Origin of the sequence: Joostella sp. (assembly GCF_048266025.1) — a bacterium.
GTDB classification, from domain to species: Bacteria; Bacteroidota; Bacteroidia; order Flavobacteriales; family Flavobacteriaceae; genus Galbibacter; species Galbibacter atrarenae.
The window spans coordinates 137,706-149,824 of the sequence record NZ_JBLXAF010000005.1 but is presented as its reverse complement, the minus strand read 5'-3'; the positions used below and the strand labels follow the sequence as shown (position 1 = coordinate 149,824).

Below are 12,119 nucleotides of genomic sequence, written 5' to 3'. Positions count from 1 at the left end.
GTTTAAAAGGTTAAATTGACACCAAATGCTATTGATCCAGTGAATGGATAATCGGCATGAACATTGTTTCTTTGTTCGGGGTCTATAACTCCGTCATAAACTCCCATATTAGTGAATGTAAGTATGTTTTCAGCTGATAAATAAAGCCTAACCCTGTCTAACGGTAATTTGTCCATTTGTTTTTGAGGTATTGAATACCCTAGTTGAATATTTTTTAACCTAAGGTAAGATCCATCTACAATCCACCTATCTGATGTAGCATAATTGTGATCGCCACTTAAGTATGGCCTAGGGAAAGCTGCATCAGGATTGTCAGGTGTCCAATAATCTTTATGAATATCCATAGGTTGTATCCAAGCATATAAAAAAGGTTGTTGAATGTATCTAGAAGGAAGGAATGAACGTTTGCCAACACCTTGAAAGAAGACGCTAAAGTCAATAGACTTCCAGTCAGCTTTTAAGGTAAAACCATATAGATATCTAGGTTGATTGTTTCCTAATTTAACAAGGTCTCCATGATCTGCAGTATTTCCACCACCTACATTGATTAGACCATCCCCATTTTGATCGATGTATTCTATATCTCCAATACCTGTTTGGTTGCTGTAAAATGGAGCATTGTCTAATTGCGTTTGCGACTCAATGTAGCCAGGCTTAGTTTTATAACCCCAAATAGTATTTAATGATTCGCCTTCTACAAGGGTGTTTACTCCTTCTTGTATGGTATTTGTATTACCTCCATAGTTTACTAATTCATTTTGATTATCAGATATATTAGCGCTAATACTAAAATTGAAGTTTTCTCCGATTTCACCTCTGTAGCTTAGTGATGCTTCCCATCCCCAACTTTTTAATTCTCCTTCGTTAACTCTTGGAGTTGAAATACCTATTGTTGCAGGAAGAGTTGTGGGGATCAACATATTTCGATTATACTTCTGATAGAAGTCAAATGTACCTTGTAGTTTATTTTGCAAAAGAGCAAAATCAACTCCATAATTGAATGTTTCCACCGTTTCCCATGATAAATCTAAAGAAGGAAGATTACTTTGGTAGAAGTAAGAAGCGCGATCTTCATTTTGGCCCATCACTAGTGAGTTTCCTAGATTTAATAGGTTTAAATAATCATAATAACCAATTATATCTGCATTTGCATTACCTAGCTGACCCCAAGAAACACGAGGTTTAAACTCAGAAACAAAAGGTAATATATTGGAAAACCATTCTTCTTTTTGCATATTCCATCCTCCAGATATAGATGGAAACCATTTACTCCTAAGTTCAGGAGATAGTCTAGAGCTTTGATCCATTCTTAGAGTTCCTTCTATTAGGTACTTGTCCTTAAAAGTGTAATTAAGTCTTCCAAATACAGATTGATTCGCGTAGGTGATTTTATTTTCGCTATTTTGTTTACTATTAATATCACCTAAATTTAAGCTTGGTATGTCGTTGCTAGACAGGGAGCTAGCGCTAGAGTTGATGTTAGCGCTTCTGTAATCTTCCCATTGGTAACCAATTAGCGCATGTATTTTATGATTGTTTGCAATTAAAACATCGTAATCTACTAATAGTTGAAAGTTCTCAGTAGTGTTCTTTGTGCTGGAAACATTGTATGAGTTAGGATTGTTCAAATAATAAACAGGGCCTCCTCTATCCCATAATTCAACAGTTCTATTAAAGTTTTCATAATCTATTCTTTCTTCTTGCCTTCCATATATAGTTCTGAAAGTAAATCCTTTTATCAAATCTTTTGCAGTAAGATTAAAAATTCCATTTAAATTAGTAGTATCATCGTTAGTATACCCACCCTCTGTTAGATAAGCATATGTATTATTTCCAGAGCTACCTGCACCTCCAAATAGTTTCCCGTCTGGGGTGAATATAGGAAATCGTTGACGTGCTTGATATACTTGTTGAAGTAGCCCATAGCCATTTATAGCTCTAGAAGGGCTTTCTATTCCTTCAGAAGAATATGATATACGAGTGTCTAAAGTTATTTTATCACTTATTTCAGCGCTTACGTTTGAGCGTAGGTTCCACCTTTTGTAATCATCAGGACCTACTTTCATGATGCCTTCTTGGTCTAAGTATCCAAATGAGAATAAATGTTTTATCTTTTCAGAACCACCTCTAGCACTGATATTGTGTGACTGCATTAAATATTGATCTCTTAGTATTTGATCCTTTATGCTTTTTTGATTGTAGGTTATGTATCTTGATGGGTTGTTGGGGTCCACAACAAATTCAGTACCATTTTTAATGTTATTTAAATCAAATTCTGAATATTCAGGTGCTATGCCTGCATTTTCTCTAGCTAAGTTCGAATATTCTGCCTCTTCTAATAATGATAAACGAACGGGTTCGTTGAGGGACCATTGAGATGTAACTCTACCTTCATACTGAATAATTGTTTTTCCTTCTTTTCCTATTTTGGTTGTTACCAGTATAACACCACCTGCTGCGCGTGCTCCGTAGATAGCGGCGGCGGCCCCATCTTTTAATACAGTAACTGATTCAATGTCATTAGGGTTTATGGATTGTAGCATGCTTAAAGGGCTAGTAACTCCATCAACTAATAGTAAAGGTTCAGTAGCGCCGTTTGCAGAAGTAGCTCCACGAATTTGTATTCCAAGTCCTTCTTCACCAGGTTGACCTGAAGTTCTTGTTATGTTAAGACCAGCTGTAGTACCCTGAAGGGCTGATGTGACATTTGTAACAGGCCTATTCTCTATAGTTTCTGAAGAAACTGTAGATACAGCTCCTGTAAGTGTTTCCTTTTTTTGAGTTCCGTATCCTACTACAACTACCTCTTCAAGTTTAGATACGTCCTCTTTTAAGGTGATATTAATAATTTTTTGATCGCCTACAACAATTTCTTGGCTAGTAAATCCTATGTAGCTAAATACTAATGTCGTGTTCGAGTTAGATACATTGATTTCGTAATTTCCATCAAAATCTGAAACAACACCATTTGTTGTTCCTTTAATCATAATGTTTACTCCAGGTATAGGGAGTCCATCTTCAGAGCTTACTGTGCCATTAATTACAGTTTGAATAGCGTTTAAAGGATTAATTGAAATTTCATCCGAATTTCCGTAAAAAGGAATTACGTAACATATTGTTATAACAAACAAAGCAATACGTAATAATCTAGGTTTTTTTAGTTGGTTATTCATATTAAATAGTTAAATTTATGTAAATATAAAAATATATATTGTAAATTCAATCGATTGTATTTGTTTTTTATTTCATATAGTTGCTATTTATTTTTATAAACTTATTTATTTTAATTAAAAATCATATTTTAAAAATGAAACGAAGAAATTTCATAAATTCAGTGCCTCTTATTGCGGTTCCATTAGTGAGTAATCCATTGTCGTGGTTTACCGATAATAATGAAGTAGATGCAAGTGTCTCTGATAATAGTGTTAGAAGTTATTGGGTTGATACCCTTTATAAAATATCACATCCTGTTTTGTACAACTTAGCTAATAACACTTTAGTAAAAAATATGCCCAACGAGAAGGCTCCTTCTTATGGGTTAAGAAAAAATGTAACTTACTTAGAAGCCTTTGGGAGAACAATGGCTGGACTCGCGCCATGGTTAGGTCTTCCTGATGATGATTCAGCAGAAGGAAAGAAAAGAGAAGAGTTAAAGGAGCTGTATTATAAGGCTATTAAAAACGGAGTTAATCCAAGTAGTCCAGATTATTTAAATTTTAGAACAGAACATCAGCCTATTGTTGATGCAGCTTTTTTAGCTCAGGGGTTACTGAGAGCTCCAAAAGCTTTATGGGATACATTAGATAGTATTACAAAAAAGCGTTTGATAACAGAGTTTAAAGCGCTAAGGACTAGAAAAGCATTTAATAATAATTGGTTGATTTTTACAGCGACTACAGAGGCATTTTTACATTATGCTGGAGAAGATGATTGGGATAAAGAGTCTATTGATAAAGCAATTTCAAGTTTTAAGGAATGGTATGTAGGTGATGGAAACTATAGTGATGGTCCTCATTTTGCATTTGATTATTATAACTCCTATGTGATGCATCCGATGTTTGTGGAAGTGCTAGAGGTTATGAAGGATTTTGACAATTCTTATGAGGAGGATTATAATACAGCAGTAAAACGTATGGTTCGTTATGCAGAATTACAAGAACGAATGATTTCTCCTGAAGGTACTTTTCCTGTTATAGGAAGGTCTATTACTTATAGGACTGCAGCGTTTCAAGTGCTTGCAATGGCAGCACAAAGAGAGATTTTGCCAGAGATTGTTTCTCCAGCTCAAGTGCGTTGTGCTTTAACTGAGATAACAAAGAACTTATTAGTAGATGATGTTTTTGACGATAATGATTGGTTGCTTTTAGGGTTTCGTGGACATCAGCCTGAGATAGCAGATTATTATACGTCTACAGGGAGCCTGTATATGACTACGTTGAGTTTCTTGCCTTTAGGTTTGCCATCTGATCATGAGTTTTGGTCAGCAGAAGATGAGGAATGGACTTCTAAAAAGGCATGGCAAGGAAAGTCTGTTAAGAAAGATTATAAAGTTAAGTATTAGTATTCTTAAGGTAATACCGCATAAAAAAGGCTTCCAATTTGAAAGCCTTTTTTATGCGGTATTTAAGTATGGTACTTACTCTCCTCTTCTAATAAGAGCTTCTGTGTAATAATAATCTGCATAATTTAACGGAGCATCAATTTCTGCTCCATGAGGAATACTTCCAACAGAATGTTTCAGTAAAAATCCTTCATTAGTACCTGTTTCTGCAAAATATGCTGGAGATGATAAACTACTCATAATCTCATCAGCAAAATCTTTATGTTCTTTTTTGTTAGCGTTTTCAGAGAAAGTAGCTAATTCATATAACGCAGATGCAGTTATAGCTGCTGCAGATGCATCTCTTGGAGTTTCTTCGCTGGCAGGAGCGCTATAGTCCCAATAAGGCACTTTGTCTTTTGGTAAATTTGGATTGTTTTTAATGAATTCTGCTATTTTTTGTGCTTGTTCTAAGTATTTAGGATCTTTTGTTTCTCTGTAACTTACAGTATATCCATAAAGTCCCCAAGCTTGACCTCTAGCCCAAGCAGACTCATCTTTTAATCCTTGGTGTGTGTTTTTCTTGTTAACTTCTCCTGTTTCAGGATTGTAGTCAACAACGTGGTATGAACTAAAATCTGGTCTAAAGTGATTTTTGATGGTTGTATTTGCATGTGTTACAGCAATATTGTAATAAGTGGAGTCTCCAGAAATCTTAGTAGCATTAAATAATAACTCTAGATTCATCATGTTGTCTATAATAACTGGACAATCCCACTTTTTGTTACTTCCCCAAGATTGGATAACTCCTGCGTCTGGTCTAAATCTTGTAGATAAAGACTTTGCAGTCTGTACAACTACATCATTGTATTCTTCTATATTGGCATATTTTATTCCATTACCAAAACTACATTCAATCATGAAACCAACATCGTGATTTCCTTCCCAATATTGAATAGTGTCTAGTTTTTCGGTATAAATAGTAGCGCGTTCTTTCCATTTATTATCTCCAGATAATTTATATAAATTCCATAATGTGCCAGGGTAAAATCCACTCGTCCAGTCATAAGCTCCAACGTATTTCATAGCATTGTTTTTAATAGATCTAGGGATGAATCTTTTCATCTCCAGATGTTTATTTATTTCAGTATAAGCAGTGTCATACTGATCAACACTTTTTTCAACAATAGATCTCTTGTCTTCTTTTTTAGTTTCTTTATTGTCGTTGCATCCTATAAATTGAAATATTAGAAGCAGTGCAATTAAAGTTTTTACCCTCGTAATCATAAGTTTAGTTGTAATTAGTTTACTATTCAAAAATCAATAAAAGTGAAAGTCACTTAATGATAACTCAAATATAATAATAAAACTATATATTTATACAATCGATTGTATAAATATATGTAAATTTTTAACTTTCGAATCCTATATATTAATCAGTTAGTAGTTTCTAATTTTTGCTTTTTTAAGTATATATAAGAAGTGTAGTTGTGGAGAAATATTGACTTATTGTTTTATTACTGATAAGGCGTATGTTCTTTTTATATGTAAAACCTTCAAAATTTGTCGCCAAAAGGCAAAAATAGTATTAGAGTTTGCTTTTTTTTAGGTGGAAGATTTATGCTAGTTCCAGTAATATTGTAAGTCATGGATAAAAGAGATTTTTTCAAATAATAAAAAATATATAATGAGTTTTAGTTTAGAAAATAAAGTAGCGATTGTTACTGGTGGCGGAAGCGGAATAGGAAAAGCAATTTCTTTAAATTTTGCAAAGCATGGTGCTTTTGTGTGTATTTTAGAATTTAATGAGAAAAATGCTGAAGATACTATCAATGAAATTGAGGCAAATGGAGGTAAAGGTGTATGGAAGAAATGTGATGTTGCAGATAATGCGGGAGTTAATAAGGTGATTACAGAATTAGCTTCTCAATATACGATTGATATATTAATTAATAATGCGGGGATTGCCCATGTAGGCAATGTGGAAAATACATCTGAAGATGATTTAGATAGAGTCTATAACGTAAATGTGAAAGGAGTTTATAATTGTATTTCAGCATTAATTCCGTTCTTAAAAGAAAAAGGAGGTACAATAATTAACATGGCGTCCATAGCTTCTTCGGTAGGTATTTCAGATAGGTTTGCCTATTCAATGTCAAAAGGAGCAGTTTTAACAATGACGTATTCTATAGCGAAAGATTATATAGATCATAATATTAGATGTAATTGTATCTCTCCAGCGAGAGTACATACTCCATTTGTAGATGGATTTATTAAGAATAACTATCCAGGAAAAGAAGAAGAAATGTTTGATAAACTTTCTAAAACGCAACCAATCGGAAGAATGGGACTTCCTGAAGAGATAGCAAACATGGCGCTTTATCTATGTAGCGATGAAGCTTCTTTTATAACTGGCAGTAATTTCCCGATAGATGGAGGGTTTGTAACATTAAATGGGTAATATGCGTTTAAAAATTCTTGTAATAATCAGTATTCTTTTTTATTCTTTTTCATTTTCCCAGGATAGAAATTACGAAGAATTAATAGATAAAATTAATGAAAGACCTTATCCACAATGGTTTAAAGATGCTAAATTAGGGGTTTTTATACATTGGGGATTGTATTCCGTTCCAGCATATGGAGGAGCAGAATCATATTCAGAATGGTATTTGAGAGGCTTGCAAACTGGAGATACTTTGAGAACTAATTATCTTAAAGATAATTATGGAGAACAAGCAACTTATAAAGATTTAGCTCCTCACTTTAAAGCTGAGTTATTTGATGCTAAAGAATGGGCGCAGTTCTTTAAAAGAGCAGGTGCTAAATATGTAGTTTTAGTATCTAAACATCATGATGGATACACTTTATGGCCAAGTAAATATAATAGGAATTGGAATTCTGTAGATGTGGGTCCAAAGCGTGATATAGTTGGAGAGTTAACAGATGCTGTTCGAGGAGAAGGATTAAAAATGGGATTATATTATTCGTTGTCAGAATGGAACCATCCATTGCACAGATGGTATACAGATCCTAATGATAGTATAGGGAAATACGTAGAAGAGTATATGATTCCTCAGTTTAAAGAGGTGGTAAAAACATATAAACCTTCTTTAATTTTTTCTGATGGGGAATGGTTTAATACAGCAAAGCAGTGGCATGCGCCAGAACTTATAGATTGGTATTATAACTTAGTTGGTAGTGATGCAATTGTGAATGATCGATGGGGAAGAGGTCTTGATACTGGTTTTTTAACACCAGAATATAGTGCAGGAATAAAAGAAACAGACCGTCCGTGGGCAGAAGTAAGAGGATTAGGGCGTTCTTTTGGATTAAATAGAAACGAAAAATTAGAAGCGTATACTACTTCAGAAGAATTGGTTCATCGGTTTGTGCAAACTGTAGCCAATGGGGGTGGAATGATTATAAACGTCGGTCCAAAGGCAGACGGTCAGATTCCTTTATTGCAACAAGAACGACTTATAGATTTAGGAAAATGGTTAAAAATAAATGGAGAAGCAATATATGGAGCAACGCCTTATAGTGTCCATGAGCAAGAAAAGAAAGTTACTAAGCAAAGAGTAGATGATAAAATTGACTTTAATTGGGTGAGAAATAGTCCTTTAAAAGGAATAAAAGAAGATAGTTTTACAGTAGATTGGGATGGGTATCTCGTTGCTCCTAAATCTGGAAAGTATACAATTGAGGTTAAGGCGGATGATGCTGTTGCTATTTGGATAAATGATGAGTTAGTTGTAAATCAGAATTATCAAGAAACTGGGAGTCAATCAGAAGTAATGGAAGCAAAAACTGGAGCGGTAACTTCTGGTGTTGTAACTTTAAAAGAAGGGAAAGCAAATACAGTTAAAATTAAATATGTAGAAAAGAAACAAAACGCACACGTTTCTATATACTGGAGTACAAAAGATAGTGACAAAACAGTTATTCCTGCTTCAGCGTTTTACAAAGATGAAGCTTTAAAAAATCATGGAATAGAAGGTTCTTATAGTTCTATGCAAACGTATTTATGTTATACTCAAAATAACGGGAATATCTACGCAGTGAGTTTACAGTGGCCAGATGAGGAGTTAGAATTAGAGATTCCAAATCCAGGAAATAATTCGAAAGTAAAACTTGTAGGAACTGATTTAGATTTAGACTGGACCTATAGAGATGGTAAAATGATTGTAGATACTAAAAAAGTTAAATATTCTCAATTGCCTTCACATTTAGCATGGACTTTTAAAATCTCTAAAAACTAAAAAGAAGAAATAATGGGATTTAAAAAAGTATTATTTTTCATAGTAGGAGCTTCTATTTTATATTCATCATGTAAGGAGAAAAATAAAATTGCAGAGGTTAGCGAAGTAAGTTCTGATTTGAATATAATATATGTGCTTGCAGACGATTTGGGTTATGGCGATATAAGTGCGTTTAATCCAGAGGGTAAGATACAAACACCAAGCATAGATGAATTAGCTAATGAGGGACTTAAATTTACGGATGCTCATACCTCTTCATCAGTATGTACTCCTACGCGATATGGTATTATCACAGGAAGATACAATTGGCGGAGTCCTCTTAAGAATAGTGTCTTAACTGGGGTCTCAAAAGCATTAATTCCTAATGATAGAACTACGGTTGCTTCCTTATTAAAAGCTCAGAATTATGAAACTGCATTCATTGGGAAATGGCATTTAGGTTGGGATTGGGCATTAAAGGAAGGAGATAGTATTGGAGGTGAAGGATGGACACCAACAGATTATGACAATATAGATTTTACCAAACCAATTTCTAATTCTCCAAAAGATTTAGGGTTTACATATTCATTTGGGCATTCTGGTTCTTTGGATATGGCGCCGTATGTTTATGTTGAAAATGATAATGTAACAGCACAGCCAGATAAAGTAACAATAAGTGAAACCAAATACGGATGGTGGCGAGAAGGTCCTACTGGAGCGGATTTTGTTCATGAAGAAACAACTCCTTTGTTTTTCGAAAAGTCTATAAATTATATTAAAGATCATGCAAATATTGGAAAACCTTTCTTTTTATATTTAGCACTTCCATCTCCACATACACCAATTCTCCCTACGGAAGAGTGGCAAGGTAAAAGTGGATTAAATCCTTATGCTGATTTTGTGATGCTTGTAGATGATTATATGGGGAAACTAAATTTGGCGATTAAAGAAGCTGGAATCGAAGAAAATACATTGATAATTTTCACCAGTGATAATGGTTGTTCTCCAGCTGCTAAAATTGAAGAATTACAGGCTAAAAATCATTATCCTAGTTATAAATATAGAGGTCATAAAGCAGATATATTTGAAGGAGGACATAGAGTACCTTTTATAGTTAAATGGCCAGCTGTTATTGAGGCTGGTACATCAACAGATAAAATTGTATGTACTACAGATTTAATGGCTACATGTGCAGATATTTTAAACATTCAACTTAAAGATAATCAAGGAGAAGACAGTTATTCAATGTTACCTCTTTTTAATAATGATGAGGATAAGTTTGGTAGAGAAGCCATTGTAAATCATTCTATAAATGGAAGTTTTGCTATAAGAAAAGGGGAATGGAAGTTAATATTCTGTCCAGGTTCTGGTGGTTGGAGTAGTCCTAAACCAAATTCTGAAGGGATAGAAAAATTACCACCGTTACAGCTTTATAACCTTAATAAAGATCCTAAAGAGAGTGTCAATTTAGTTTATGAAGAGCCAGAGAGGGTAACAGAACTTCATGCACTTCTTGTAAAATATATTGAAGACGGAAGAAGTACTCCAGGTGGGATTCAGCAAAATGATGCTCCTTTTGGAGGGAAAGAATGGAAACAAATAAAAACAATAATAAAATAATATAACATGAAATTAATACGATTCGGAAAAGAGGGCAGTGAGAAACCAGGGGTTCAATTAGAAGATGGAACCCGTATTGATGTATCTTCCTTTGGAGAAGATTTTAATGAGTTTTTTTTTGGGAGTGATGGAGTAGATCGTTTGAAGAAATGGTTAGAAACAAATGCTGATTCATGCGAAAAAGTTAGTAATGATGTTCGTCTTGGAGCACCATCAGTAAGACCATCAAAGTTAGTTTGTGTAGGTCTTAATTATGCTAAACACGCAGCAGAAAGTGGTATGGATATTCCAAAGGAACCTGTTTTATTTTTTAAGGCGACATCTGCAATCGTTGGACCGAATGATGATGTGGTAATTCCTAAAAATAGTAAAAAGACAGACTGGGAGGTAGAGCTAGCTTTTGTAATTGGCAAGAAAGCTTCGTATGTGTCTAAAGAAAATGCGATGGATCATGTTGCAGGATATGTTTTGCATAATGATTATAGTGAGCGTGAGTTTCAAATAGAAAGATCAGGGCAATGGGTTAAAGGAAAAAGTTGTGACACTTTTGCTCCGTTAGGACCTTATATTGCAACTCAAGATGAAATAAAAGATCCCCATAGTCTTAACCTTTGGTTGAAATTAAATGGAGAAATGATGCAGAATAGTAATACATCAGATTTTGTTTTCGATATTCCTACTTTAGTTAGCTATATAAGTCAGTTTATGACTTTATTACCTGGAGATATTGTTTCTACAGGAACGCCATTTGGTGTTGGATTAGGGTTAAAACCACCTCGCTATTTAAATCCTGGGGATACTGTAGAACTAGGAATTGATGGTTTAGGAAGCTCTAAGCAATCTGTGAAAGCCTATAAATAGAATTTTATTATGAAAATTGATAGTCATCAGCACTTTTGGAAGTACAATCCAGTTAGAGATAGCTGGATTGATGATACTATGAAGGTTATTCGTAAGGATTTTATGCCAGAAGATTTATTGCCTGTTTTAAAGGAAAATAAAATTGATGGTTGTGTTGCAGTACAAGCAGATCAATCTGAAGAGGAGACAGATTTTTTATTGAATTTATCTGATAAAAATAGCTTTATAGAAGGTGTTGTAGGTTGGGTAGATCTAAAAAGTAGTACTATAGATGAGCGATTGGAACACTATTCTAAGTTTTCTAAATTTAAAGGGGTACGCCATATTGTTCAAGCGGAATCCAATAATTTTCAATTGAGGGAAGACTTTCAGAAGGGAATAGGAGCTTTAAAAAAATACGGATTAACATACGATATTTTAATCAGTAAAAATCAGCTTTCAGACACTATAAAAATGGTTGATAAGTTTCCAGACCAACCTTTTGTCTTAGATCATATAGCAAAGCCTGAAATTTCTAATGGAATAGAAAAAGAATGGAAAGATGCTATTCGGCTGTTAGCTCAAAATGAAAATGTATACTGTAAAGTATCTGGAATGGTTACTGAAACCAAAGGATATAAGTGGGATAAAAGTGAATTTATTCCTTTTTTAGAAGAAGTAACTCAGTCTTTTGGATCCGATAGAATTATGTTTGGGTCAGATTGGCCAGTCTGTTTAGTAGCAGCTACATATGCTGAAGTTCTAGATGTTATAAAAAGTTTTTATACTGATGAAGATTTAGATAAAGTGATGAGTAAAAATGCAATTGATTTTTATAGATTATAACCTCTATATTTGTTCTATGTAAGACTAATTGTAAA

Annotated in this window: 8 protein-coding genes; 6 read left to right on the top strand and 2 right to left on the bottom strand. The window is 33.9% G+C overall.

Going from position 1 to position 12,119, the window contains the following annotated elements; translation table 11 throughout:
• Window positions 1–2 precede the first annotated feature (2 nt).
• On the bottom strand, window positions 3–3,173 hold the full coding sequence (locus ACN0TY_RS10565) for a SusC/RagA family TonB-linked outer membrane protein (protein ID WP_417444457.1): 3,171 nt from the start codon (window positions 3,171–3,173) through the stop codon (window positions 3–5).
• A gap of 134 nt (window positions 3,174–3,307) precedes the next feature.
• Between ACN0TY_RS10565 and ACN0TY_RS10560 the strand changes: the two genes are divergently transcribed.
• Window positions 3,308–4,561, top strand: a complete 1,254-nt coding sequence (locus ACN0TY_RS10560; protein ID WP_417444456.1) for a DUF2264 domain-containing protein — start codon at window positions 3,308–3,310, stop codon at window positions 4,559–4,561.
• 75 nt (window positions 4,562–4,636) lie between these two features.
• Here ACN0TY_RS10560 and ACN0TY_RS10555 read toward each other — a convergent pair whose 3' ends face one another.
• Window positions 4,637–5,827, bottom strand: a complete 1,191-nt coding sequence (locus tag ACN0TY_RS10555; RefSeq protein WP_417444455.1) for a glucuronyl hydrolase — start codon at window positions 5,825–5,827, stop codon at window positions 4,637–4,639.
• 400 nt (window positions 5,828–6,227) lie between these two features.
• On the opposite strand from ACN0TY_RS10555, the gene ACN0TY_RS10550 reads away from it, so the two are divergent.
• From ACN0TY_RS10550 to ACN0TY_RS10530, 5 genes are read left to right on the top strand one after another with little or no spacing between them, the layout of a single operon-like run.
• A complete protein-coding gene (locus tag ACN0TY_RS10550) occupies window positions 6,228–7,001 on the top strand; it encodes an SDR family NAD(P)-dependent oxidoreductase (RefSeq protein WP_417444454.1) in 774 nt (257 codons plus the stop codon).
• A 1-nt stretch (window position 7,002) separates the two neighbouring features.
• Window positions 7,003–8,799: an alpha-L-fucosidase gene (locus ACN0TY_RS10545; protein WP_417444453.1), complete on the top strand. Its 1,797-nt coding sequence runs from the start codon at window positions 7,003–7,005 to the stop codon at window positions 8,797–8,799.
• Window positions 8,800–8,811: 12 nt separating this feature from the next.
• On the top strand, window positions 8,812–10,398 hold the full coding sequence (locus tag ACN0TY_RS10540; protein ID WP_417444452.1) for a sulfatase family protein: 1,587 nt from the start codon (window positions 8,812–8,814) through the stop codon (window positions 10,396–10,398).
• Window positions 10,399–10,404: 6 nt separating this feature from the next.
• Window positions 10,405–11,259 (top strand): fumarylacetoacetate hydrolase family protein, encoded by an 855-nt coding sequence (locus tag ACN0TY_RS10535; protein ID WP_417444451.1) that lies wholly within the window; start codon window positions 10,405–10,407, stop codon window positions 11,257–11,259.
• Window positions 11,260–11,268: 9 nt separating this feature from the next.
• Complete coding sequence (locus tag ACN0TY_RS10530) at window positions 11,269–12,084, top strand: amidohydrolase family protein (RefSeq protein WP_417444450.1); 816 nt, start codon at window positions 11,269–11,271, stop codon at window positions 12,082–12,084.
• Window positions 12,085–12,119: the final 35 nt, after the last annotated feature.